Origin of the sequence: Rhodococcoides fascians A25f, from assembly GCF_000760935.2 — a bacterium.
Classification (GTDB): Bacteria; Actinomycetota; Actinomycetes; order Mycobacteriales; family Mycobacteriaceae; genus Rhodococcoides.
This window is the reverse complement of record NZ_CP049744.1, coordinates 2,397,150-2,421,408: the sequence shown is the minus strand read 5'-3', so window position 1 is coordinate 2,421,408 and position 24,259 is coordinate 2,397,150. Positions and strand designations below refer to the sequence as shown.

Sequence of the window (24,259 nt, the reverse complement as noted above, 5' to 3'; positions counted from 1 at the left end):
CGGGCGTAGGTTCTCCCTATGTCCGATGCGAAACCCGAACCTCCGGGCAGCGCGTCCGCACGCGATGTGTCCCGACGCGACGCCTATCGCGAAGCGTTGCGCGATTCGTTGACTCGCGATTCCCTGACGTCGGACAACGAGGTGCACCTCCCGGTCGCCTCACTTGCACCCTCCCGCCAGAAGCGCGATCCTCTGCCCGACGCCCTTCTGCGACGGGTCAAACAGTTCTCCGGCCGACTCTCGACCGAGGCCGTGACGACGATGCAGGGCCAGCTGCCGTTCTTCGGCGATCTGGACGCGGCCCAACGCGCGAGCGTGCAGTTGTTGATTCAGACAGCCGTCGACAACTTTCTCGAGTGGCTGAAGAATCCCCACAGCGACATTCGCTTCTCTCTCGATGCCTTTCAGGTCATCCCCCAAGACCTCGCCCGACGCCTCACTCTGCGCCAGACGGTCGACATGGTCCGCGTGGCGATGGAGTTCTTCGAGCAGTGGCTTCCGGCTCTGGCACGCAACGATCAGCAGTTGGTGGCCCTGACCGAGGCCGTGTTGCGGTACGGACGCGAGCTCGGCTTCGCGGCCGCATCGGTCTACGCCAGCGCCGCCGAGTCCCGTGGAGCCTGGGACACCCGCCTCGAAGCCCTCGTGGTCGACGCCGTCGTGCGCGGAGACACCGGCTCGGACATGCTGTCCCGCGCCGCCACGTTGAACTGGGACGCCACCGCGCCCGCCACTGTGCTGGTCGGCACTCCCCCGGACGATCGGGGTGTGTCCGTCGTCGGAACCGTGCACGCGGTGGCGCAGAAGCACGGGCGCGCAGCACTGGCCGTTGTTCAGGGGACGCGGTTGGTCATGGTGGTCAGCGGCCAGATCACCGATTCGTCTGCCCACCACGCATTCATCGACGACATGCTGCAGAACTTCTCCGACGGGCCCGTCGTCATCGGTCCCACCACCCGCACTCTGGGAGCGGCGCACTCGAGCGCCCTCGAGGCGTTCGCCGGGATGCAGGCCGTGGCTGGTTGGCGAGGCGCACCGCGTCCGGTGCATGCGGGCGAGCTGCTACCCGAGCGTGCGCTGCTGAACGACGGTGCGGCGATATCGGCGCTGAACGATCATGTGGTCGTTCCGTTGGCTGCGGCGGGTTCCGGATTGGCCGACACGCTCGACGCCTATCTGGACTGCGGCGGCGCCGTCGAAACCTGCGCACGGCAGCTGTTTGTTCATCCAAATACCGTCCGTTATCGCCTCAAGCGCATTGCCGAGGTAACCGGGCGCGATCCCACCAACCCGCGCGATGCGTACGTGCTCCGAGTTGCAGCAACAGTAGGAAGGTTGGCTCGAACCCATCACGAACCGCCCCATCCTGCCCCATTTGTCACACAGGTCACATTCGGAGAAGTAGTCACGTAACGAGCAACCACCCTCCGGCGATGGCGGATCCCCACGAGGCAATTTGTAGGGTTCCCACAAATTGCTTGTCGAGAGTTCATCGAGCGCGACATCACTCAGACGGGCCCCGACAGTGTTCTCTTAACCCTGTGATTGCGTTGCTTGCGCCCGGTCAGGGCTCCCAGACTCCCGGCATGCTGCTGCCTTGGCTCGAATTGCCGGGTGCGGCAGACCGCCTCGCACTGTGGTCGAAGGCTTCCGGCCTGGACCTCGTTCGCCTCGGCACCACGGCCACAGCCGAGGAGATCACCGATACCGCGGTGACACAGCCGCTGGTCGTGGCGTCCGCTTTGCTCGCTTTCGAGGAGATCGCAGCCCGCGGCCTGTTCCCCGAGGATGCCGTCATCGCCGGACACTCCGTGGGCGAGCTTGCTGCCGCGGCCATCGCCGGCGTCATCTCCTCCGACGACGCAGTCTCCCTCGCCGCGGTCCGTGGCGCTGCTATGGCCAAGGCCTGTGCGCTCGAACCGACCGGCATGTCTGCCGTCCTGGGCGGCGACGAGGCCGCCGTGCTCGCCCGACTCGAAGAACTCGACCTCGCCCCGGCCAATGTCAACGCCGCCGGACAGATCGTCGCAGCCGGACTGCTGACCAAGCTCGCCGAGCTGGCCGAGAGCGCGCCCGAGAAGGCCCGGGTTCGCGCACTGCCGGTCGCAGGCGCGTTCCACACCAAATACATGGCGTCGGCGGGCGACACCGTTGCCGCGGCCGCTGCTGCCATCACGCCATCGGAGCCGTCGCGGACGCTGCTGTCCAACTCGGACGGTCAGCCGGTCACCTCGGGTGCCGACGCACTGAACAAACTCGCCGCTCAGGTCACTCGCCCCGTGCGGTGGGATCTGTGCAACGCCTACCTGCGCACCGCGCAGGTCACCGGACTTGTGGAACTGCCCCCGGCAGGCGCACTGGTCGGCATCGCCAAGCGTGAACTGCGCGGCGTCGCCAACCTCGGCCTGAAGACACCGGCGGACATTTCCGCACTGGCCGAGCTCGGATAGCTCGGTAACCACACCGCAGTCTCAGCACTGCGGATCTACTTCCACTCCCCGAGTGGCAGAAATGCACAACCGCGTCTCGAAGCACATGACTTCGGCGTTCGACACAGAAGAGAAGGGACCCACAACAGTGGCCAGCCAGGAAGACCTCATCGCCGGACTTGCAGAGATCATCGAAGAGGTCACGGGCATCGAACCGTCCGAGGTGACCATCGAGAAGTCCTTCGTGGACGACCTCGACATCGACTCGCTCTCCATGGTCGAGATCGCAGTGCAGACCGAGGACAAGTACGGCGTGAAGATCCCCGACGAGGACCTCGCAGGTCTGCGCACCGTCGGTGACGCCGTCAACTACATCCAGAAGCTCGAAGCGGAGAACCCCGAAGCCGCAGAAGCTATCAAGGCCAAGCTCGACGACTCCGCGAGCGAGTGACAGGGCCCATGACCAACCCATCCACCGCCAGCGGACGCTTCCCCAGTGTCGTCGTCACCAGCCTCGCTGCGACCACGTCACTTGCGGGTGACGTCGATGCCACGTGGAAGGGTCTGCTGAACGGCGACAGCGGGATTGCAACTCTGGAAGACGATTTCGTCGCCGAGTACGACCTGCCCGTGCGGATCGGCGGACACCTCGCGGTGAACCCGCAGAGCCTGCTCTCACGGGTCGAGATTCGTCGCCTGAGCTACGTGGAGCAGCTGGCCACCGTGCTCGGTCGCGAGGTGTGGAAGAACGCCGGTACCCCCGACGTCGATCCCCTCCGCCTCGGCGTGTCGATCGGTACCGGCCTCGGTGGCGGCGATTCTCTGATCGACGCCAACGACAAGATGAAGGCCGGCGGCTACCGCAAGGTGTCTCCGCTCGCCGTTCAGATGGTCATGCCGAACGGCCCCGCAGCGGTCGTCGGACTCGAACTCAAAGCGCAGGCCGGCGTCATCACTCCCGTCTCGGCCTGCTCCTCGGGATCGGAAGCCATCGCTCACGCATGGCGAATGATCGTGATGGGCGACGCGGACATGGTCGTCACCGGTGGCGTCGAGGGTTACATCGACGCGGTTCCGATCGCCAGCTTCTCCATGATGCGGGCGATGAGCACCAACAACGACAATCCGAAGGGTGCCTCACGTCCGTTCGACAAGGATCGTGACGGCTTCGTCTTCGGTGAAGCGGGTGCGCTCATGGTCATCGAGACCGAGGAGCATGCCAAGGCTCGCGGCGCAACGATTCACGCCCGCCTGCTCGGTGCCGGAATCACCTCCGACGGGTTCCACCTCGTGGCTCCCGACCCGGAGGGCAAGGGTGCCGCGCGTGCGATGCAGCGCGCCATCGAGACCGCAGGCCTGCAGAAGTCCGACATCACCCACGTGAACGCCCACGCAACGGCAACTCCCATCGGAGACACTGCCGAAGCGCTGGCGATCAACAAGGCCGTCGGAAATCACGCAGCGGTGTACGCACCGAAATCCGCTCTCGGCCACTCGATCGGTGCCGTCGGTGCCCTCGAGTCGGTTCTGACGGTGCTGGCAGTGCGTGAGGGAATCATCCCTCCCACACTGAATTTGGAGAATCAGGATCCCGAGATCGATCTCGACGTCGTCAAGGGCGAGCCCCGCGTCGGACAGATCGATTACGCGATCAACAACTCGTTCGGATTCGGTGGGCACAACGTAGCGCTCGCCTTCGGAAAGGCGTGATGCACTGAGTCGATCGTTTCGACTCAGCGAATCCCGCTCTCGCAGTGCATGATCCGAACCGGGGACCGTTCCTCGTGAACGGCCCCGGTTCGGGCCTCGCCCCCACGGGGGCCCTGAAGAAGGACAAGCGATGACAATTCTGGCTCCCGTCACTCGATCCGGTACTTCTACCGATCCCCGCGATCCACTCGCCCGCCTCGAGAACCTATTCGACACCGGAACCACTGTGCCCCTGCACGATCGGGACAAGTCCGGCATTCTCGCGGCCTCCGGTGAGATCGACGGAGTCCACACCATCGCGTATTGCTCCGACGCCACCGTAATGGGCGGTGCCATGGGCGTCGACGGCTGCAAGCACATCGTCGCCGCCATCGATACCGCCATCGAACAGCGCGCTCCGCTCGTCGGCGTGTGGCACTCCGGTGGCGCTCGCCTGGCCGAGGGCGTCGAAGCTCTCCATGCCGTAGGACTCGTCTTCGAGGCCATGGTTCGAGCATCCGGCCTCGTCCCCCAGATTTCCGTCGTCCTCGGCTTCGCGGCCGGCGGCGCCGCCTACGGTCCTGCGTTGACCGACGTCGTCATCATGGCTCCCGAGGGACGCGTGTTCGTCACCGGTCCCGACGTCGTCCGCAGCGTCACCGGCGAGCAGGTCGACATGGCCTCGCTCGGTGGCCCCGACACACACCACAAGAAGTCCGGTGTCTGCCACATCGTCGCCGACAGCGAGATGGACGCGTTCACCCGCGCCCGCCGTCTGGTGTCCATGTTCTGCGAGCAGGGCGAATTCGACATCGCCGCCGCCGAGCACGGCGACACCGATCTCCGGGCTCTGATGCCCGAATCCAACCGTCGCGCATACGATGTGCACCCGATCGTCCACGAGCTGCTCGACAACGTCGAAGGCGAATCGACCTTCGAGGAGTTCCAGGGCGGCTGGGCCCGCAGCATCGTCATCGGTCTCGGACGCATCAGCGGCCGCACCGTCGGCGTCATCGCCAACAATCCCATTCGCCTCGGCGGCTGCCTCAACTCCGAAAGTGCAGAGAAGGCAGCCCGTTTCGTGCGCCTGTGCGACGCATTCGGCATCCCGCTCATCGTGGTCGTCGACGTTCCCGGATACCTGCCCGGTGTCAGCATGGAATGGGAAGGCGTCGTCCGCCGCGGCGCAAAGCTGTTGCACGCCTTCGCCGAAGCGACCGTTCCTCGCGTCACCCTGGTCACGCGCAAGATCTACGGCGGTGCGTACATCGCCATGAACGCTCGCGCACTCGGTGCCACTGCCGTGTACGCCTGGCCCGGCTCCGAGGTCGCCGTCATGGGCGCCAAGGCAGCCGTCGGCATCCTGCACAAGAAGGCACTCGCCGCCGCGCCCGACGAAGAGCGTGAGGCACTGCACGATCGCCTCACCGTCGAACACGAGAGCATCGCCGGTGGCGTCGAGCGCGCAGTGGCCATCGGCGTCGTCGACGAGGTCATCGAGCCGAGCAAGACTCGCAGCACGGTCACGAAAGCACTCGCGGATGCCCCCGCGGCGCGGGGCAACCACAAGAACATTCCACTCTGATCACTCGGGAGGCTCTCCGCCGCCTCGTGTAGTCAGCTCTCGATCCACTTGTGATCGTGAGCCAGTTGCAGAATCGCTGATCGAATGTCGAGAATCTGCGTGGCCGACAAGGTGCCGTTGGCGGTCAGGAGAGCCTCGGTCAGTTCCGCGGTGAAGTCCCCTTCGGACAGCACGTCGCAGATGACGTCTTCGAGTTGTTGGTGTTCGCTGACCGGAATGTCGTGGAACGGCACGTCGGGCTTGCGTCGGGTGACCAGCGCGGTCGATGCCGGACCGTCGATGATCTGTACCTGAGTGGCTTTGAGGCCTCGGTCGCCTTCCACGGCGACGTACTCGACTCGAACCCCGGGTGCCAACAGTCTCTTGTCGAAGTCCAGATCGTTGACGTGAATGAACACGTCCTCGCCGCCCTCGTCCGGCGCTACGAATCCGTACCCCTTGAACTCGTCGAATCGAATCACTTTTCCAGTCGACAGCATCGAACTCACCACTCCACGGTCGTTCCCACATGCCTACCCAGGCACGCCCGCGAAACTACCGCGACACCCAGGCCCCAGCAACCCGGTCAGCTAACCGACGTCGCGGCTCAACCACGTCACTTCCGCTCCGGCACCACCGGTGCGGAACGGCTCGAGGGCAGCATCCCAGTCCGAGCCGAGAGCATGCTCCACGGCTGCAGTGAAATTCCCCTGGTTGTTTTCCATCAAGGCGCGCAGTCGCATCTCGCCGAGTACCACGTCACCGTTCGCGCTCGTCGTTCCGCGCCACAGGCCCAATCCGGGTACGTGCGAGAACCGTTCGCCGTCGACGCCTTCACTGGCGTCCTCGGTCACCTCGAACCGCAGCATCTGCCACGAGCGCAGGATGCCGGCGAGCTTGGCTCCGGTACCGACCGGGCCCACCCAGTCGGTGGTGGCGCGGAGCTGACCATCGGAGGCAGGCTGCGCAGACCACTTCAAATTCGCACGGCAATCGAGGGCGTCGGTCAACGCCCATTCGACGTGCGGGCACAGAGCAGCGGGCGACGAGTGGATGTACACAACACCCGACGTCGCTTCTGCGAACTGATTCGATCCACGCATTGCACTACCTCCAGCTTCGACGAGGGACGTCTTCCCCAACGACCTCGACATGCTTCGGCGGGCTGCAGTGAATCAACGCGTGTGTGTACTAGTGTGCCCCGAGTTGCCCCTGTTGCGCCAGTGCAATCTGGGAACAGCCGAGTTTCACCCTGCCAGCACTGCGTCGGACAGCTCCGGCCACAGCGGTTTGGCCCAGTCTCCGAACGCCCTGTCGGTCAACACCACGCATGCAGTGCATACTGCGGGATCCACCCACAGGAACGTTCCGGCCTGCCCGAAGTGACCGAACGTGGACGGCGAGTTGTTGCTGCCGGTCCAGTGCGGGGTCTTCTCACCGCGCAGCTCGAACCCGAGCCCCCAGTCGCAGGGCTTGTGTGATCCGTAGCCGGGCACGATTCCGTTGAGACCGGGAAACTGCACCTCTGTCGCCGACGCCAGTGTCTGCGACGCCAGGAGCGTCGGCGCGAGCAACTCGGTCGCGAACCTCGTCAGATCGGCGAGTGTGGAGCGGCCGCCGTGACCGGCCGACCCCGGCAGCGACGTGTTCGTCATCTGCAGCGGCGTGCACACGGCCTCGTCCAAGTAGTCGGGGAAGGCGATGCCTGATTCGGCTTCGATCAGCTCGGCCAACACCTCGAACCCGGCACTCGAATAGATCCGTTTGGTGCCGGCCGGTGCCTGGACTGTGCGGTCGCCGAACGCCAACCCCGACGCGTGTGCCAGCAGATGACGCACCGTCGAACCCTCCGGCCCTGCGGGCTGATCGAGTTCCACCGCGCCTTCCTCGACGGCAACGAGGACCGCGTACGCACTGAGCAGCTTGGTCACCGAGGCGAGTTCGTAGACACTGTCGGCGTCGCCGACTTCCTCCCGAACACCGGAGTCGGTGACGACTGCGGCACTAACATGATCGACGGGCCACGAGGCTGTGAGATCGAGGGTAGGCACAACTCCAGAGCCTAATTGTCGGCCGATGACGGTGCCCCGGTCCCCCGCCGGGCTACTCTCGGTCCACAGGAATGGGAGATGCGATGTCGGTTGTGTATGGATCGTGCAATTTGTGCGAGGCGATCTGCGGGCTCGAGTTCACCGTGGAGAACGACGCAGTGGTGTCGATCCGGGGTGACGAGAAGGATCCACTCTCACGCGGCCACATCTGCCCCAAGGCACTGTCGTTGATCGATCTTCATGCCGATACCGATCGACTCACCACACCGGTCAAGCGGGTGGGCGACAAGTGGGAGAAGATCGGGTGGAGCGAGGCATACGACCTCGTCGTCGAGGGTCTCGTCTCGACGCGCAAGAAGTACGGGCGCAACGCGGTCGGCGTCTATCAGGGAAACCCCAACGTGCATTCGATGGGCGCGATGACGCACGGAATTCCGTTCACCTCGCTACTACGGACGCGCAATCGCTACTCCGCCACCTCGCTGGATCAGCTGCCACATCAGCTCGTCGACCATCTGCTGTACGGCCATCAGCTGCTGCTACCGATCCCCGACATCGATCGAACCGATTTCTTTCTCGTCCTCGGCGGTAATCCGATGGCGTCCAACGGCAGCATGATGACGGTGCCAGATTTCGCCAAGAGAGCGCGGGCACTGCGCAAACGGGGTGGCCGCCTGGTCGTGGTCGATCCGCGCAAGACCGAGACCGCCGACATCGCCGACACACACTTCTTCGTTCGCCCCGGCAGCGACGCACTGCTGCTGCTCGCGATGATTCACACCATCGTTGTCGACGGAGCGATGAAGGTGGCCGACTACATCGACGGGGCCGATCGACTCGCGGATCTCGTCGCGGAGTTCACCCCGGCGGCCGTCGCCCCCGTGGTCGGAATCTCGGCGGACGAGATCTCGACTCTCGCTCGTGATTTCGCCGCAGCGAAATCTGCTGTGGCCTACGGCCGAATGGGAGTGTCGACCCAGCAATTCGGCACCGTGTGTCAGTGGGCCATTCAGGTGCTCAACATCGTGACCGGCAATCTCGACCGCCCTGGCGGTGCCATGGTGACCGATCCCGCGATCGATCTGATCAAGCAGGGCATCGTCGGCCGCGGTCACTTCGACAAGTGGCGCAGTCGCGTTCGGAATCTGCCCGAGTTCGCAGGCGAATACCCCTGTTCGACGCTTGTCGACGAGATCACCACCGAAGGTAAAGACCAGATCCGCGCGATGGCGGTTCTGTCCGGAAATCCGGTGTTGTCGATGCCCGGCGGCACCACCCTGAACGACGCCTTCGCGGCCCTGGATTTCATGGTGTCGTTCGACTTCTACATCAACGAGACCTCGCGTCACGCACACGTGATTCTGCCGCCGACGATGTCGCTGGAACGCGACCACTACGATCTGATCTTCAATTCTTTCGCGGTACACAACACCGCGAAATACATGCCCGCGGTTCTGCCCAAGCAGGCTGACGCCAAGCATGATTGGGAGATCTTCCGGGATCTCTCGCTGCGCTACAAGAACCGGATGGCTGGTTCGACGATCGATCGACTGAAAGCACGAGTGAGCCCGAAGAGCATCATCGGTGAGGCACGCCTGCGCCTGTCCCCTGCTCGCACTCTGGACATCCTGCTCCGTAGCCGACGAAAAGGCTTGTCGCTACGCAAGCTTCGGGCAAATCCGCACGGCATCGATCTCGGTCCACTGCGTCCCGGCTTTCCGCAGAAGTTGAAGACGCGGGACAAGCGTGTCCAGTTGATTCAGGACGTCGTGGTCACCGAACTTCCCGCGTTGGTGGATCTGATGCATTCCAGCGCAGTTCCGAGTGGTGACGAGTTGTTGATGATCGGACGGCGGCACCTACGGAGCAACAACTCGTGGATGCACAACACCGCCCGGCTCACCAAAGGCAAAGCGCGACATCAGCTTCTGGCACATCCGGACGATCTTGCGCACCGCGGCATCGAGGACGGGTCGATGGTGTCGGTCACCTCCGCCGCCGGAACCGTCGATATCGAGGTGGCGGCATCGGAGAAGATGATGCCGGGCGTGGTGAGCATGCCGCACGGCTTCGGTCATCAGCGCCCCGGTGTCCAGTTGTCCGTCGCGACGACGGTGCAAGGACCGAGTGTCAACGACATCACCGACCCGGGCCGCGTCGACGCCGTCTCGGCCAATGCGATCCTCAACGGCGTCCCGGTGCAGGTCCGGGCGAAATAGCTCCCCCGATGCACCGACGAGGCGGCGTGATTCTGTACGATTCTGCAGGCTCGTACCTAGTACGCGCTTGGGGCGGTAGCTCAGTCGGTTAGAGCCGTGGACTCATAATCCATTGGTCGCGGGTTCGAGCCCCGCCCGCCCCACGTCAGATGGCCTTTTCGGTGGCAACACTGAGAAGGCCATCGTTTATTCATCACTTATGGCAACGGTCCGATCGAGGAGATCCGCGACCTCGGTATGGATCCGGCCTCGGGTCATGTACTTGTCCTGGGTCATCGACACGTTGCGGTGCCCGAGGTGATCGGCCCCCATCCGCGCCGGTAGCCGCTCGTCATCTATCAGCGTAGCGAGTGCCTTTCGGAAACTGTGTGACGTCGTGTCGGGTACGCCGAGTAGCTCACGCGCGTTCCGCCATTCTTTGCCGAAGTTGTTCGGGTCTCGCAAAGTCCCGGCTGTCGACGGGAAGATGACGCCCTGATCGGTGGGGTGCAGCTCCCCCGCTCGCCGCTCAAGCATCTCGATCGCAAAGCGAGGCAGTGGGATTGTCCGCTCCCCCGCATCAGATTTCGTCGTCGGGCTGCGAACCAGACCAACACCCCTGACCCGCACCACCTTGCCTGTGACTTTAATTGTGGCACCGTCGAATTCGTCGATCAGCAGGCCCAGCAATTCCGACCGACGCAGACCCGTGGCAATGAGCATTGTGACTGGGTCGACCAGGTCGTGCCTTCGGCAATACTCGGACGCCCCGAGGTCGGCGAACAGCTTACGGAGCTCAGCCGCGGTGAAAGCGCGAGAGCCCTTGGTGCCGGCCTTCCCCCTGATCGCGGTGACATCCCTGAGCGGGTTCGTCGGGAGAGCGCCGGCGAGAACAGCCATTCCGAGCGCGCCGCGCAAGACCGTCTTGGCCTGGCGGGCCATTGTTGCGCCGTGCGTCTTGCTCATGGCGCGAAGAACCGTATCCATCCGGCCCGGCGTCGCCTCGGACACCCTCAGTCCTGCAGTCCACGTTTGCAGCTTGGCGAGCGCGAACTGGTAGGTGTCCGTTGTGGCGGTCGATCGGCCCTCGTCGGCGAGCCGCAATAGATACGTCTTGCACAGCGCGGCCACGAGTGTCGCGCCGGTGATCTCCTCCTCATTCGGCGCGTGACGCGACTCGAGCGCAGTCAGCAGTTCCTGCTCTGCATGCTTGCCGTGCTGATCCCGCACGCCTGCAGGTGTGCGGCGTTCGACGATCCGGACTACCCCGTCATCGTCGCGGTAACGACACTTTGCCAACCAAAGTCCCCCACCCAGATCCGTCCGCGTGATCTTGCCGTGCTGGCCAATGCGAAGAGGCGGTCTACCTGCCATCGTCTACGACCGCGCCCGGCGTCATACGTATCTCCTTGTCCAAATACGCGAGGTAGGCCTGCTTTCCAGCGATCTCGTTTACGAAAGTGGACGCCAGCTCCGGCTGGTCCGACGCCTGCATTCTGTTGGCAACAGCGGTCAGCCGCTCAATCTCGGACTCCGTGTGCTTCTGCTGACGCGCCAAATCAACCAGCTTCGCCCCGTCGGTGACAGATCGCACCTCGGCGAGATCTTCCATCCGCTCCGCCTCCGGTTTCTCATCCCAACCGGCCTTGAGGATGTCAGGCTGAAAGGTTGTTTCACCCGAAAACCACATCATTGCTGTGGCCGATTCGTAGGTTTCTCCAGACACAATTTCGACCCGACCACCAGGTAGGTCAGGAAACAGAAGGCGGACCGGCGGAACTTTCAAAGACCATGCAAGAGCGGTTAATTCAGCGGTCGTAACAGTCTTTCGACGAGCAGTCTCAATCTCGGAGATGGTGCTGCGTGAGACGCGGTGACCCAGCTCGGCGGTTCGGTCCGACAGCCATTGCGCTGATTGTTTACCCCGAAGCGACTTCACTGTTTCGCCAATGCGTCGCGCCTGAGCGTCCGCCCATGGTTCTGATGTCATACCCGCAACTATAGAGGGTCTTGCGGTATCCACAACACTCATGTAGTAATTGATGAGACCTCGACGCTCAAGATCCAAATTGACGAGATCTCATCAACGAAAGGTTCTCGATGGAAACCACTGAGCACTACTGGCTCACACGCGACGAGACCGCAACTCGACTGAAGATTCCACGTAAGACGCTGGCGCAGTGGGCAAGTCAGGGACGAGGCCCGCGGTTCTCGAAGATTGGCCGTTTCGCTCGCTACAAGCTCGTCGATGTCATCGCATGGGAAGACGCCCAGGCGACCGGCGGAGAAGGCGCGGCCTGATGCCTTTGACGCCCGACCCATACGAACTGCCGGACGAAAGCGCCCCCGACGCGGCGGCAACCGCGATCGAGGGCGAGATAACCAATCCCAACATCCCGGAAGGAACTGATCGATCATGACCACTATACCCAACGCCCCCACAAGCGCAGAGGTGCTGGCGGAGCTCGCGCCGAACGGCGGCCAGGACACAATCCTTGCGCAGGTCACCAAGGGCGCGTTCGTCGCTCAGGTGGTGCGCTACGACGGACACGACGGTGACGAGACCTTCACCGAGAAGCCGAACATCGTGATCGACTGCGCTGACCAGGACGGCGGCCAGTCCTTCCATGACCTCACGGTGCTGCCGCGCAACATCGACGCGTTCGTGGAGATGGTCATCGAGGCCGTCGTCGACTACCGCGCGCTCAACCCCGGCGAGATCGAGACCGAGAGTCAAGACGGTGCGTTCGAGGGCGAGTGGCACCGATCGGAAGGAACAGTCGGCACCCCGAGCATGTACATCGGTCCCGACAGAAACGAGGTTTACGCCTCAACGACCTGGCAGGCCAACGACCGTGGTCAGATCACTCAGCCGTACCTGTCGATGAACTGCGGTGCCAACGTGGCGTTCCTGCCTCGCGAGGCCCTGGCATTCGCTGCACAGCTTTTGCAGGAGGCTAGCCGCGCGGTCGCCATCGAGGCTCGATCGGATGTGGTGGCCTGATGGACGAGAAATTCTGGCACCGACCGCAGCCGCCGATCGAGACCGCGCCCGAGCCGTGGAGCGAGCTGCCACCGGACACTCGGTATCCCGTACTGGACGACGCGCCACGGCTGTTCATCGAACGGCACCACCACAAGCTCTGCAATGCCGCCGCCGACTCGTGGGACGACGTACCGATCACTGCGGTATTTCACGACAACGGGCTCGGCGGCCCGCAAATCGAGTTCGGCCCGTGGTCGATCGAACCACACGACGCACGCCGACTCGCAGCCTCCCTCACCATGCTCGCGGATGCCGCAGAGCCAACCAGAACGGGCAAATGATCATGGCTTTCATGACAATTGACGAACTCACAAACGCCCCTGTCGTCGTCACGCGCGACGTCGAGGGTAAACGCCTCAGGATTGTGTACGGGTCATCGAGTATCTCGCTGGACCTCACCGAGGCGGTCGATCTCGTCGACGCCTTGGCTACCGTCCTGGCGACGATTCCTACCCCGGAGGAGTGGACCTCCAAGGAGCTGGCCCGTGACGAGCAGCGAGTCCGGGCCGACGCGGAGGTCCGCGAGTCACTATGACAGCAGCGCCAGTTCTCGACGGCGAGGACGGCCCGCAATCTATCGGCAGGTTCGACTGGGAGCGCGTCGTCAAGCGAACCCGCATGCCGGGGTCGGCCAAGTTCCTCGCGCTCACTCTCGCAACGTTCGGCTCGTCGAAAGACGGGACCGGTGTGCGACCGAGTGTCGAGCGCCTGGCGCGCGAAATGGAGGTCACTGTTCGGACCGTCAACCGCGGCATGGTGTGGCTCCGGAACAACGGTTGGATCGTCCGAACTCGACCGGCGAACAACTGGAAAGGAACTCCCGCCGAGTACCGGCTGGCAGTCCCGCCGGACGTCCTCGATCGACTATGGCTCGACCCCGATGGCAGGCCTGTAGGCGACATGGGTGTCGCTTCGAATGTCGATTCGGAAACGACACCCATGTCGCCTCGACTGCTCCGAGATACCCATGTCTAAGCGACATTTGAGACATTTCAAAGCGACATTTGCGCAAGTCGAAACGACATTTGCGCAAGTCGAAACGACATTGGTGGCAGTTCAAAGCGACACCAGTGTCGCTAAATCATGCAAATCACGTACTGATCAACCAGAGATCAAGGGTGGTCGCTTTCGAACTCGGCTTACGACCGCACATGCGCGCGTACCGGAAAGGAGTCTCTGATTCACGTGAAGGATCGAACCGGCGAAGAGATCGACGAGCGACACCTGTCGGTCGTGCAATCGCACCACTGCTCGAACGGGTGGATCGGCTACGACGACGAGGCGCGCCCGATCCCGTGCCTTCGATGCCGCCCGCACCTCGCACAGACAGCCACCATCAACGACTCAGGGAAGAACCTGTGAGAACTCGCCGCAGCCGGAACATCAACAGCGGGGCCGACCCGCGATCGCCACTCGAGATGATCCTGACCGACGTGCTTCGGGAGACGGTGCGGCTGCCCGACGCGGCCTGTGTCGGTCGTGGCGAGCTGTTCGACCCGATGGGTGAGGGTGAGTCTCGCGATGACGTCGAAGAGCGCCACAGAGCAGCCGTGCGGCTGTGCTGGGAGTGCCCGGCAATCGGGCCGTGCCGGGATTGGTCGATCGACGAACCCGCATCGGACGGTGTGCTCGCCGGACGACTTCCCGAATTCCGCCGGCCACCAGGTCGACCTCGCAGCGATGACGTTGCGTGATGGCCCGCCAGAACGCAATCACGTGCGAAGCCGAGGGGTGCGACGCGCGTACTCGCTCACGCTCCAAGCGGTGCGGCGACCATCGCGAGCAGATCCCCGTCGCGCTCGGATCGCCCGGCATCGTCGCCATCGGCGGCCGACCTCACACATTCACCGAAGCGGTCAGGCTCGCTGACAGAATCATCGACACGATCGAAACAGCAAGGGAGACAGTGGAATGACGAAGAAACGACGCCCGACCATGGCCATGTACTGGGCCGACCGACGACGAGCCTCGATCGCGTGGGAGGTGTTCTTGACATCGGAACAGCGACCGGACCGCTCGTACGATGTGCTCACCGAATTGATCGACAGCGCGAAGGAAGAAGATCGCCTCGACCGGCTCATGCTGGCCCTGATGCACGTCGCGCGAGACATCGTCCCGCAGCTTGGAACCGCCATGCTCAGCGAGGTATTCAACGCTCATGCGATGCGAGCCGCGCGGCTGGAGGCGGAGGCCAGGATTCCGGCCGTCACCGACGATCCACCCGGGGACTCGACCGACCTTGCCGCGTGGATGAAGCAGTTTCGTCGAGACCTCGGTGCCGACGAGTGAGTGACATCCGCCGCGTCGTCGGCGTGATCCTCACGGCCGAGGATGCGCGCACACTCGCGGAGGCGATGAACCTGTTCGTCAACCTGCTCCGACGCAACGGTTCTCGGCCGACACCGAAGCTCGAACTATTGCGCTCACAGCTCGAATCCGCCGCAGACGTAAGAGAATCTGACGCCAACGTAAGACTTTCGGGGGAAATCGGCCCTGAGGGTGCATCATCGGGGCGTGACCTCGATACCGCCACCGCCGCAGCGATTCTCGGCAGCACACCGGCTGCCGTCCGCGACCTCGCGCGCCGTGGCAGCATCCGCGGCCGACGTGTTGGTGGCCGTTGGTTTCTCAGTGCAGCGGCCGTGCACGAACGGGCCGCTCGTCAACCACGGTGTTGAGCGCTGTGGTTGAAACGAAGACAATTGCAAGCGTCGAGCTGGTGAAGGTCGGCAAGTGGTCGGTGTCGACCGGAACGTTCAACGCCACTCCGCACCTGCTCCGCGCCGCTCAGAAAGCGCACGCATCCGGCGCGGTGCCTCGCCCGATAATCAAGCTGGGCCACGTCGATCCACGGTTCGACGGCGAACCCGCCCTCGGCCAGGTGGAGAACATCCGTCTGGCAGATAGCGACCAGACCCTCGTCGGCGATCTCGTCGGAGTTCCTGCCTGGTTGAGCGACATCGCCGCCAGCGCCTTCCCTCGACGCTCCATCGAAGCCGTGCATGACGTCGTCATGCCAGATGGCACGAAGTATCCCCTGGTCCTCACCGCCGTCTCGCTACTCGGCGTCACACGCCCGGGAATCTCCACCCTGGCCGACATTGGAGACCTCTTCGGCGTCGCCGTCGCAGCATCGGCTGGCACGCCGGTCACGCTCACTCGAGCATCGGCCGCACCGCGTGGAACGGACACCCTCACCGCCCGCCAGCGGGCCCAGATCAAAGTGGCCGCGACCCGCCGCCGCCACCGCACTGCCACCGCAGCACTGAAGCTGCACGAATCTCGGAAGGACAACACATGAACGTCTCCGTCTACCAGCCCGGTGCCGATGTCACCGTCCGTGCCACCTCGGCCGTCCTGGCGAAGCGACTCGTCGCCGTCAGCGGCAACCGAGTAGGCGGCAACATCGCCGTAGCTCCCGCGCCAGCCGCAGCCCGCGCATTCGGTGTGGCCAAGGAGGACGCCGGATCCGGTGAACTCGTTGCCGTCAGCCGAGGCGCATCACGGGTGGTGCTCATCCGTGCAGCGGGCACGATCGCCGCCAACGCCGAGGTCGAGGTCGGTGCTGCAGGCCAGGTCGTCACCAAGACCTCCGGCATCGCGGTCGGGTTTGCAGTAACAGGTGCCGCATCCGGCGCTGACGCCGAAATCAGCTTGTACTGAAAGGAATTCACCCATGGCAAACTCCCTCATTCCCGAACTGAACGGGCGTCGGCTCACCGTCGACGTCGCGCTCAAGCAGCAGAGCGTCATCCGCAATCGCATTGCCGCGCTGGCCGATCCGCAGCTCGTGCTCGACAAGTTCTTCACTTCTCTCGGGGCTCCCGTCGAAGGCGGCGGCCTGCTTTATTCGGTAATCAAGGCCAGCGACTTTTACACGTCGAAGCCGATCGAGCAGCGCGTTCCCGAGACCGAATACGCCATCGTCGAGGGCGTCGACCCCGAGTCGAAGCTGGCAAAGCCCGAGGATTGGGGAGGGAAATTCTCGATCTCCGACGAGCGGGTCAAGCGCAACGACGCGAGTTACTTGGACCAGCAGACGACGCAGCTCACGAACACAATCGTCCGAAAGTTGAACGATTCGGCTCTGGCCGTCGTCGATGCAGGTATCGGTGCCGAGAACACCATCGCCGGGCATAACTGGAACACCGTGATCACCACCGGACCCGAGGCAAACCTGACGCCGAACGCAGCACGGCCCGCCGCTGACTTCGCCGACGCACAGCTCGCGAACGACCTGCAGGAACTCGGCGTGCAGAACGACCTGCTGGTGCTGCACCCGAACCAGGAGCGCGCACTCAAGGTCGCCTACGGCGAGAACCTCGACGACGTGCTCAAGTCGGCCGGACTGACCGCGGGCATCTTCTCGACACCGCGCCTGACGCCGGGCATCGGCTACGCCCTGCAGAAGGGACAGGCCGGAACGGTCGGATTCGAGTTCCCCCTGACCGTCGACACCTGGGACGACCGCTCGATCCGCTCGAAGTGGGTCCAGGGCTTCGCAGTCCCCGCGTTCGCGCTCGAAAGGCCCTATGCGGTGAAGAAGCTCGTCGGATTGGCAGGCTGAGCCATGGCCCTGGTGACCATCGCACACGCACTGTTCTCGTGGACCGAGGACGGCACCGCGCGCCTGGCGACACACGGCCAGACCGTCGACATCGACGACAGCATCGTCGCCGAATTCGAGCACCTCGGCGTGTTCGAGCCCGCAGGAGACCTGCACGATGCAGGCGACCTCGACGCGGCAACAGGGGTTCAGGACGAACCGCTCTCGGCAGGCGAACCCGGCACTACCGAGGGCACGTCCATCCCGAACGTCACCTCGACGCCCCCGGCGCTCGATCGCCCGAAGACGGCGGCCACGAAAGCCGTGTGGGCGGCCTACGCGCAGAAGAGAGGCATCGATGCCGACGCGCTCGACAAAGACGAAATCATCGCTGCCGTAACGCAACTCGACACCCCGAAGGAGAACACGAATGGCTGACACCACCGTTCCCGAAGCCACATGGACCGCACTGCTCGAGGCACTAGCCCTGCCCGCCGACGCCGCGGTCGATACCGTGCTCGCGGCCGTCGAGGAACTGGTCACCGCGCCGGAACCGACCCCCGAGCAGGTCGCAGCCGCCGCAGGGCTCGACCCGACCGCACTCGCACAGCTCCGCCACGACGCAGAGCAGGGCAAGGTCATCGCGGCCGCCGAGCAGACCCGTCAGGTGCGCGCCAAGGTCGAGGATGCCGTGGCACGCGGCGCGATCGCCCCCTCGCGCATCCAGCACTGGGTCACAGCGATCACCGCCGACCCGACGATGGCCGACACGCTCGCCTCGATCCCGAACGAGCTCGCAGTGCCGCTCAGCGAGGCCGGACACGGTCAGGAGCACGAAGAGGTCGTGCAAGAGGCTGCCTGGTTCCGCTGACCCCCGATCTTCGGCGTCAAACTCACCGCTCCCGATCTTTCGAGGCCTTCCATGGGAAGCGGAATGCATGGCGGCACGCGGGCACTCGGTGGCACCCCTGAGGGTGTCTGCCCGTCACCTAAGCCCGCCAGCGCCGAACCCTCGAAGCCCCTGACCTCGCTACGGGGTCGGGGGCTTCGTTCATCACTCACACCTCATCAGGAGCGCCGATATGACCGGAACGAGCAAATCAAGGCACGAGCGTGGCTACGGCTATGACCATGTGACGGTGCGCAAGAACCTGCTGTACCGGCACATCGACGGCAGCCCCTGCTTTTGGTGCGATCTGCCACTTTTCAAGGATCCGGAATCGAACTGGGACGAGAAGCCGCTGGCCGCTGATCACTCAGGCGCGAACGCACGGTCCGGCGGCAGGGCCGATCGTCTTCTGCACGGCCGCTGTAACTCGCAGCGTCAGGATGGTTCTCGCGACGCCGAGCGACCGGCCGTGACCGACGTACCACCTTGGGAGTGGGCGGATGGGACGAGCGTCAGGAAGGAGCCGCGACTGGGCGAGGAGGAGCTCGCACTCGGTACGCGTTTCATGGACTGGCCGGACATGAAGTGACCCCCTCGATTATTACGAAGCCCACCCCGCCCTCATGGGGACTGCCCGGTCCCCATGGATTTTTACAGCGGGCCCCAAAACGTCCCGGCAAGTAGCCCCACCAGCCACGATGCCGACACCGGCACCCTGTTTTCCGAAAGGTCACCAGCCATGACGACGATCACCGGCATTCACGGCACTCGCTCGAGTACTCGGTGGCAGACCAACCCGGGCCGCCTCGATGCGCTCAACCTCCGGACGCTGTTTCCGTCGAGCAACGAGCACGGCATCCCAGACCTCGCGCCATCGCACGCGATGCCGGCCAATCTCGCGGCATGGCACGTCGAGCGCCAGCGCCAGCACGCCGCCGAGACCGGTGGCGCGGTGCATTTCTTCCTCGACGACTACCGTTTCGAGACGGTCTGGTCCTCGCCCGAGCGGTCTGCTCGTCGTGCGATCGCTGTCGGCTGTGCACTGTCGCCCGACTTCTCGCTGTGGCGAGGAATGCCGCGGGCCGCGTCGGTGTGGAACGTCTACCGCTCCCGGTGGGTGGCCGCGTACTGGCAGGCCCTCGGCGTCGACGTCATCCCCACGGTGTCCTGGTCCGATCGAGCGAGCTACGACTACGCATTCGCAGGACTGGAGGCCGGAGCGACGGTCGCCGTGTCCAGCGTCGGGGTGCGATCGGGAGACACCGACAGCATTCGTGCATTCCGTGACGGACTCGAGCAGGTTATCGAGCGGTTGCGGCCGTCGATACTGCTCGCCTACGGCCGACTGCGGCACGTCGACGGGCTTGAATTGCCGCCCGTGGTCGAATATCCGACCCACTGGGATCGTCGCAAGCGAGACGCGACCGACGCCGCGACGGTCGGTGGTCTGTGATGGGCGGGCGTGGCTCGACGGGCCGCACCGTCGCAATCCCTCCGAGCGTCACCCCGCCCTCGGCCACACCGAAACGTGCCCAGTCGGTGGCCGACCTCGCTCAGATCGCACGAGGCCTCGAAAACAGCGCCGGGGTGGTCAAGGTGATCGACCTCTACGACGCATCAGGCATGTCGATGGATGAGTTCGCGGACATGCTCCGCGCTGGCCGCCGCGCTGACGTGTGGGTGGTCTACGAGCACGCCTACAGCGGAGACCTGACAGACCGAGAGCGCAAACTGCCGGTGATCGGCGGCAACCAGATGCACCGGCTCGAACTGATCTAGCAACGTAGCGAACCTGAGCAGGTATTACGTATGTGAGGGCGACAGTGCGTCATGCTCAATGTCAGCCCCCCAACCGTGTTGGAAATTTACACAGTTGGGGTCCGTCTGCCGCACCCCCTTCTCACGGCCAACCGCGAGAAGGGGTGGTCGACCCTAGTCCGGTTTGCGGGTGATTACGTGCACTCGGCCGGTCGGGCATGCCAACACCTGATCACCACTGCCGTCGTAGAAGATTACGAACGACCCCGCCTCTGCAAACTGGTGCGCCTCGATTTCACGTGCACCGTCGTATCCCTCATTCAGAATGAACGTAGCCATGCTTGTCCCTTTCGCTCCAGATCCGACCTTGACGACCGGACTCTACAGCCAGGCAATACGACCATCGTTTATTCATCGATAATGAACGGGAACTTGCGAGAACAGGCCGGAATGGATGGGCACTCTGCCACCCGAGTCGTGTTGCCTAACAACACTGTAGGGCATCCAGTGGGACCTAACGGGCCGCCCCTACCGCTAGTCCATTGGTCGCGGGTTCGAGCCCCGCCCGCCCCACCACGGTGTCGAAGTCCGGTGTTCGGGAACTTCACCCAACAATGCGGCAGCACACGCCCTCGACAACGAGCACACTGAAGAAATGCGGAACTGCAGCAGGGCAACACCGGCACGAGTCGATTGCGCGAGCACGTGACTGCGTCGGAATCTTCTTCGTCTGCATCCGACCACCCGGCAACGTGGAAATTCGACTACCCGATTTTTCACGCCGAAACTCGGGCACAGTGGCGCACCTGGCTGGCACACAATCACACCTCGACCCGAGGCATGTGGCTGTGTTCGTGGCGCAACACCACCGACCGACCGCGCTGCCCGTACCCCGATGCCGTCGAGGAAGCAATCTGCTTCGGTTGGATCGATTCCACCGGCAGCAACCTCGACGAGGAGCGCAGCCTGCAGCTGTTCACGCCGCGCAGGCCCAAGAGCCCGTGGACGCGTCTGAACCGACAACGCGCAGCCGATATGGAAGACAGCGGCCTCATGACCGAAGCAGGTCGCCGTGCCATCGCTGCCGCGAAGTCCAACGGCTGGTGGACGATTGCCGATCAGGTCGAAGACCTCCAGGAACCTCTCGAACTGACCACGGCGCTGGACCGAAACCCGAGCGCTCGGAGCACCTGGGACGGCTTTCCACCAAGCGCTCGCAAGCAGATGCTCTGGTGGATTGTCAGCGCCGTGCGAGACGACACTCGTGCAGGTCGAATCACTCAGGTCGTCGCCGAGGCCGCGGCCGGTCGACGAGCTCGCGGCTGAATCCCGGTCCGAGCGGCCGAGTGCCGTCGACCGCGGTCAAAGCGGTGTTGCCCTTCGGTACAGCCGCGACCAATAGACCAGCAGCACAGCGGCAGTGGTGCCGAACCACAGCCACGTCACGAATGCCGCCACTACACCGGTGACGAAGAAACCCAGGACCAGTGCCACCACCCAGCCGAGGATGTAGGCCAGGATCGTGACGACAGCCGCGACTGCGCACCGCCCTGGAGACCTCCGGACAATAGCCAAGACTGCGTGGAACGGATTTCGGTGCCCGTCGACCGCGGCCGGAAGCACCAGCAACGCAACCAGAATCACGATAGCCGGGAGCAGCGGGAAGAGGATTGCGAGCGCAACGGCCACCCCGGTCAGCACCACGCACCACACCAGCACGACCGGCCGTCGCCAGGCCCGACCCAGCGCACCGGATGCGTTGCCGTCCACCACATCGAGTGCCGTCGACGCGGTGATCCACAGTGCAAGTACCACCGCGGCAACAGAAGCCAGCACCAATCCCGCGAAACCGAGAGACGACGTCGGAACCGGATCCCCCAGCACAGTCAGCGCCTGAATCAGTGCCGACACGACCACCACGGCAGCCAGAACCACACTCCCCCTCACGGCGCACCGACCGTCGAGTTGCGATCGAGCACGTCCTGCACGGAGCCCGAGTAGAGAACCTTCGTACCGACCTTGATCTCGACGGTGCTCGCGTCGTCCGAGGTAGCCGAACCGGTAATCGCCTCGTTACCGGTTGTCTTTCCGGCACATTCGATATCGGCACCTGTACCCGAGCACACCGGCGCGACCAGTATCTCGATACCCTGCTCGAGCAGGACGTCGTTGACTGCGTAACGCAGGTTTCCGAGCTCGGCTCCGCCGACCGGCGCAAGCGCTGCGGTCTGCGAGCACCCCGCGCAGACCATCACCGCGGACAGGGCAAGGATCTTCCTGCGAACACTGTTCATCGGCCCTGCCTCGTCTCGTAGGCGATCAGTCGCGCATGCTCGTCGAGGTGCTGTTGCTCGAGCGCCGCGTCGGTGATGGTGCTCAGGTCGAACGGCGCGGGAAGCAGCAGTTCGGTGTTGCGATCCAGACGCGATCCTCGTCGCATCAGCGGATTCTCGGCCCAGTCGTTGGCCGCCAGTTCACGGCTACGCGACGCCAGATCCAGGTAACTGCCGCTGTTTCCGGGCGTGACCGGAGATGCGTGATCGAGCACAGTCGTGAACAGCGACAGAGTCCCGTCCCGGTTGTCGACGATCTCGACCACTTGCTGCTGCTGCGGGAAATCGATGCACGACGCGGTGGTGATCTCCCAAAATCCGCGTCCGTCTCGCGAGTGCGCCAGGATCTGATTCTGGTGGGTGTGGCCGTTGAGCCAGCCGATCACCACCGGGTATTTCAACAGCAGGTCGATGAATTCGTCTGCACCATAAAGCTTTACCGACTGCCCTGGCCGCTGCGCTCGGTTCTCCAATGTCAGGCTGTTGTGGTGGGTGTAGATCAACACCAACTTGTTCTCGGCCTGTGCTTGCTCCAACTGGCCGGTGAGCCAGTCGAATTGATTCTCGGGTACTGCACCGTCGGGTCCGGCGACTGCGTTGCAGGTGTCGAGTCCGAACGTGCGAATGTTCGGGGTGGGGTCTGCCGTCCACCAGGTCTCGCCGGAATCGAGGTTGTGTTGGGTGAAGCCGTGGCCGATCGGACCCGGCGTCGGGGTGGTCTCGAAGTGCTCCTCCATGAACTCGCGTTGCTCGAACAGGTATCGCGCCGGATCGGCCGACACCGCCCGAAAGCCGGGTCGCGCACCGGATCCGACGCCGAGCGCATCGATCATCCGCTGCAACGGACTGGCGGTCGACGCATAGCCGGCGAGTGCCGAGGTGGCCGTCGCCTCCAGGGTGTACGCCTTGCGACCACCGACGGCGAGGGCGTGCAGTTGCGAGGACAGATCGAACGTGCCGAGCAAGAGGGTGTCGTGATTTCCGTAGACCGAGTACCACGGCACGGGGAGCCCCACCGACTCGACGGTTCCCGACATCGCCTGAGTGAGAAGGTCGGGAAGCGTCGGGAATCCGTAGTCGCCGAACGACCCTCCCGACGGATCGCCCGGCCGATAGGCCCACTGCGCCTCTGGCCACGCCTGAACACCCTCGAAGACGTCCGCAGCGCCGCTCGTGGGCCTCACCGGGACACCGTCGAGAACATCTATGTACCAGCGCAATTCGAGATGGGAATGCATGTCGGCGCTGTCTCCGGTGACCACCGCGGCTCCCATCGGCGCCCCGGTGACCGGACTGATCCGTGCATCGGCAAAAGCCTTCACCATCGCGGCGGTGACGTGCACGGTCAGCGGATCCTGCGGATGGAATGCCGACCCCCACGCAGCGTGATCGGAGACGATCATGGGCTCGATCCGGCCTGGCGATTGGGCATCGATGACATGCATGTCCGACAGGTGCCCGAGGTAGAGCAACGACCGCCGCGACTGCACCCGTGACGGCTGGGGTGCTCGGCCCAGAATGTCCAGCCGAGGCACGTACGGCTCCCCGGGCCCGGCACCCAGGACGCGATACTGCCCCGGCCCGCTCGAGGATCGAAGAATCGTCTGCGCCAGCGTTCCGGTCGCGGCAGCACCCGCAGGCTGAGCGCGGGCAACCAGAGCCTGACCCAACACGTGGGGTGCGATTCCCCACACCGCCGCGAGAGTCCCCACGCGCGCCACGAATTGTCTACGCGAAAGCCCGGTCATGGAACTCC

General features: G+C 64.1%; 33 protein-coding genes and 1 tRNA gene. 25 read left to right on the top strand and 9 right to left on the bottom strand.

From position 1 onward, the window contains the following. Positions 1-18 precede the first annotated feature (18 nt). The 5 genes from BH93_RS11540 to BH93_RS11520 all read left to right on the top strand — a co-directional run bounded on the left by BH93_RS11540 (position 19) and on the right by BH93_RS11520 (position 5,703). Entirely contained in the window at positions 19-1,413 is a 1,395-nt protein-coding gene (locus tag BH93_RS11540) for a PucR family transcriptional regulator (protein ID WP_242459185.1), read from the top strand. Positions 1,414-1,541: 128 nt separating this feature from the next. Then, a complete protein-coding gene (locus tag BH93_RS11535) occupies positions 1,542-2,450 on the top strand; it encodes an ACP S-malonyltransferase (RefSeq protein ID WP_032379130.1) in 909 nt (302 codons plus the stop codon). An 85-nt stretch (positions 2,451-2,535) separates the two neighbouring features. Next, complete coding sequence (gene acpM, locus BH93_RS11530; protein WP_052058428.1) at positions 2,536-2,880, top strand: meromycolate extension acyl carrier protein AcpM; 345 nt, start codon at positions 2,536-2,538, stop codon at positions 2,878-2,880. Between the two features lie 8 nt (positions 2,881-2,888). Continuing rightward, on the top strand, positions 2,889-4,139 hold the full coding sequence (locus tag BH93_RS11525) for a KasA/KasB family beta-ketoacyl-ACP synthase (protein WP_032379131.1): 1,251 nt from the start codon (positions 2,889-2,891) through the stop codon (positions 4,137-4,139). 130 nt (positions 4,140-4,269) lie between these two features. Next, positions 4,270-5,703 carry an acyl-CoA carboxylase subunit beta gene (locus BH93_RS11520; protein WP_037177328.1) on the top strand — a complete coding sequence of 478 codons (1,434 nt, stop codon included), beginning with the start codon at positions 4,270-4,272 and terminating at the stop codon, positions 5,701-5,703. Between the two features lie 32 nt (positions 5,704-5,735). Here BH93_RS11520 and BH93_RS11515 read toward each other — a convergent pair whose 3' ends face one another. From BH93_RS11515 to BH93_RS11505, 3 genes are all read right to left on the bottom strand, one after another. Further along, positions 5,736-6,182 (bottom strand): cold-shock protein, encoded by a 447-nt coding sequence (locus BH93_RS11515; protein WP_037177889.1) that lies wholly within the window; start codon positions 6,180-6,182, stop codon positions 5,736-5,738. Between the two features lie 90 nt (positions 6,183-6,272). Further along, entirely contained in the window at positions 6,273-6,785 is a 513-nt protein-coding gene (locus BH93_RS11510) for a DUF3145 domain-containing protein (protein ID WP_032402504.1), read from the bottom strand. A 144-nt stretch (positions 6,786-6,929) separates the two neighbouring features. Continuing rightward, positions 6,930-7,733, bottom strand: a complete 804-nt coding sequence (locus BH93_RS11505; RefSeq protein ID WP_037177327.1) for a serine hydrolase domain-containing protein — start codon at positions 7,731-7,733, stop codon at positions 6,930-6,932. Between the two features lie 83 nt (positions 7,734-7,816). Here BH93_RS11505 and BH93_RS11500 point away from each other — a divergent pair, with 83 nt between their 5' ends. After that, on the top strand, positions 7,817-9,952 hold the full coding sequence (locus BH93_RS11500; RefSeq protein WP_037177887.1) for a molybdopterin-dependent oxidoreductase: 2,136 nt from the start codon (positions 7,817-7,819) through the stop codon (positions 9,950-9,952). 69 nt (positions 9,953-10,021) lie between these two features. Beyond that, a tRNA-Ile gene (locus BH93_RS11495) sits at positions 10,022-10,095 on the top strand. A 43-nt stretch (positions 10,096-10,138) separates the two neighbouring features. Here the strand turns inward: BH93_RS11495 and BH93_RS11490 are convergent. Continuing rightward, complete coding sequence (locus BH93_RS11490; protein WP_242459184.1) at positions 10,139-11,161, bottom strand: site-specific integrase; 1,023 nt, start codon at positions 11,159-11,161, stop codon at positions 10,139-10,141. 133 nt (positions 11,162-11,294) lie between these two features. Next, positions 11,295-11,921, bottom strand: coding sequence for a helix-turn-helix domain-containing protein (locus tag BH93_RS11485; protein WP_155291130.1), 627 nt, complete (start codon positions 11,919-11,921; stop codon positions 11,295-11,297). A gap of 110 nt (positions 11,922-12,031) precedes the next feature. Here BH93_RS11485 and BH93_RS11480 point away from each other — a divergent pair, with 110 nt between their 5' ends. The 17 genes from BH93_RS11480 (at position 12,032) to BH93_RS11400 (ending at position 20,191) form a co-directional block, all read left to right on the top strand. After that, on the top strand, positions 12,032-12,232 hold the full coding sequence (locus BH93_RS11480; RefSeq protein WP_037177323.1) for a helix-turn-helix transcriptional regulator: 201 nt from the start codon (positions 12,032-12,034) through the stop codon (positions 12,230-12,232). A 115-nt stretch (positions 12,233-12,347) separates the two neighbouring features. Beyond that, a complete protein-coding gene (locus BH93_RS11475) occupies positions 12,348-12,935 on the top strand; it encodes a hypothetical protein (RefSeq protein WP_037177322.1) in 588 nt (195 codons plus the stop codon). Further along, positions 12,935-13,258 (top strand): hypothetical protein, encoded by a 324-nt coding sequence (locus BH93_RS11470; protein ID WP_037177321.1) that lies wholly within the window; start codon positions 12,935-12,937, stop codon positions 13,256-13,258. Before BH93_RS11475 ends, BH93_RS11470 begins: the two co-directional genes overlap by 1 nt. Before the next feature lie 11 nt (positions 13,259-13,269). Further along, positions 13,270-13,512: a hypothetical protein gene (locus tag BH93_RS11465; RefSeq protein WP_155291129.1), complete on the top strand. Its 243-nt coding sequence runs from the start codon at positions 13,270-13,272 to the stop codon at positions 13,510-13,512. Continuing rightward, positions 13,509-13,952, top strand: coding sequence for a helix-turn-helix domain-containing protein (locus tag BH93_RS11460; protein ID WP_037177319.1), 444 nt, complete (start codon positions 13,509-13,511; stop codon positions 13,950-13,952). Before BH93_RS11465 ends, BH93_RS11460 begins: the two co-directional genes overlap by 4 nt. 210 nt (positions 13,953-14,162) lie before the next feature. Continuing rightward, the gene (locus tag BH93_RS11455; protein ID WP_155291128.1) at positions 14,163-14,339 is read left to right on the top strand and encodes a hypothetical protein; all 177 of its coding nucleotides are present in this window, start codon (positions 14,163-14,165) and stop codon (positions 14,337-14,339) included. Further along, on the top strand, positions 14,336-14,671 hold the full coding sequence (locus BH93_RS11450; RefSeq protein WP_052065856.1) for a WhiB family transcriptional regulator: 336 nt from the start codon (positions 14,336-14,338) through the stop codon (positions 14,669-14,671). Before BH93_RS11455 ends, BH93_RS11450 begins: the two co-directional genes overlap by 4 nt. Before the next feature lie 217 nt (positions 14,672-14,888). After that, positions 14,889-15,266: a hypothetical protein gene (locus tag BH93_RS11445; protein ID WP_037177316.1), complete on the top strand. Its 378-nt coding sequence runs from the start codon at positions 14,889-14,891 to the stop codon at positions 15,264-15,266. Then, entirely contained in the window at positions 15,263-15,655 is a 393-nt protein-coding gene (locus tag BH93_RS11440) for a helix-turn-helix domain-containing protein (RefSeq protein WP_052065854.1), read from the top strand. Before BH93_RS11445 ends, BH93_RS11440 begins: the two co-directional genes overlap by 4 nt. Positions 15,656-15,660: 5 nt before the next feature. Continuing rightward, on the top strand, positions 15,661-16,278 hold the full coding sequence (locus tag BH93_RS11435) for a hypothetical protein (RefSeq protein ID WP_052065851.1): 618 nt from the start codon (positions 15,661-15,663) through the stop codon (positions 16,276-16,278). Further along, on the top strand, positions 16,275-16,640 hold the full coding sequence (locus tag BH93_RS11430) for a capsid cement protein (protein ID WP_037177312.1): 366 nt from the start codon (positions 16,275-16,277) through the stop codon (positions 16,638-16,640). Before BH93_RS11435 ends, BH93_RS11430 begins: the two co-directional genes overlap by 4 nt. Before the next feature lie 13 nt (positions 16,641-16,653). Beyond that, complete coding sequence (locus BH93_RS11425) at positions 16,654-17,544, top strand: major capsid protein (protein WP_037177311.1); 891 nt, start codon at positions 16,654-16,656, stop codon at positions 17,542-17,544. A 3-nt stretch (positions 17,545-17,547) separates the two neighbouring features. After that, complete coding sequence (locus BH93_RS11420) at positions 17,548-17,961, top strand: hypothetical protein (RefSeq protein ID WP_037177309.1); 414 nt, start codon at positions 17,548-17,550, stop codon at positions 17,959-17,961. Then, complete coding sequence (locus BH93_RS11415; protein WP_037177307.1) at positions 17,954-18,394, top strand: hypothetical protein; 441 nt, start codon at positions 17,954-17,956, stop codon at positions 18,392-18,394. The genes BH93_RS11420 and BH93_RS11415 overlap by 8 nt, the downstream gene beginning before the upstream one ends. Before the next feature lie 211 nt (positions 18,395-18,605). After that, complete coding sequence (locus BH93_RS11410; protein WP_052065850.1) at positions 18,606-19,001, top strand: hypothetical protein; 396 nt, start codon at positions 18,606-18,608, stop codon at positions 18,999-19,001. 150 nt (positions 19,002-19,151) lie between these two features. Beyond that, on the top strand, positions 19,152-19,865 hold the full coding sequence (locus BH93_RS11405) for a DUF4417 domain-containing protein (protein WP_037177302.1): 714 nt from the start codon (positions 19,152-19,154) through the stop codon (positions 19,863-19,865). Beyond that, positions 19,865-20,191 carry a hypothetical protein gene (locus tag BH93_RS11400; RefSeq protein WP_037177301.1) on the top strand — a complete coding sequence of 109 codons (327 nt, stop codon included), beginning with the start codon at positions 19,865-19,867 and terminating at the stop codon, positions 20,189-20,191. Before BH93_RS11405 ends, BH93_RS11400 begins: the two co-directional genes overlap by 1 nt. A 153-nt stretch (positions 20,192-20,344) precedes the next feature. Here the strand turns inward: BH93_RS11400 and BH93_RS11395 are convergent, their stop codons facing one another. Next, positions 20,345-20,509 (bottom strand): hypothetical protein, encoded by a 165-nt coding sequence (locus BH93_RS11395; protein ID WP_155291127.1) that lies wholly within the window; start codon positions 20,507-20,509, stop codon positions 20,345-20,347. A gap of 366 nt (positions 20,510-20,875) precedes the next feature. On the opposite strand from BH93_RS11395, the gene BH93_RS11390 reads away from it, so the two are divergent. Further along, on the top strand, positions 20,876-21,496 hold the full coding sequence (locus BH93_RS11390; protein WP_037177300.1) for a YdeI/OmpD-associated family protein: 621 nt from the start codon (positions 20,876-20,878) through the stop codon (positions 21,494-21,496). A gap of 36 nt (positions 21,497-21,532) precedes the next feature. Here the strand turns inward: BH93_RS11390 and BH93_RS11385 are convergent, their stop codons facing one another. Genes BH93_RS11385 through BH93_RS11375 form a run of 3 tightly spaced genes read right to left on the bottom strand, consistent with a single transcriptional unit; the run spans position 21,533 to position 24,251 of the window. After that, entirely contained in the window at positions 21,533-22,117 is a 585-nt protein-coding gene (locus tag BH93_RS11385; RefSeq protein WP_155291126.1) for a hypothetical protein, read from the bottom strand. After that, on the bottom strand, positions 22,114-22,464 hold the full coding sequence (locus BH93_RS11380; RefSeq protein WP_037177298.1) for a hypothetical protein: 351 nt from the start codon (positions 22,462-22,464) through the stop codon (positions 22,114-22,116). The genes BH93_RS11385 and BH93_RS11380 overlap by 4 nt, the downstream gene beginning before the upstream one ends. After that, the gene (locus BH93_RS11375) at positions 22,461-24,251 is read right to left on the bottom strand and encodes a TIGR03767 family metallophosphoesterase (RefSeq protein WP_037177297.1); all 1,791 of its coding nucleotides are present in this window, start codon (positions 24,249-24,251) and stop codon (positions 22,461-22,463) included. The genes BH93_RS11380 and BH93_RS11375 overlap by 4 nt, the downstream gene beginning before the upstream one ends. Positions 24,252-24,259: the final 8 nt, after the last annotated feature.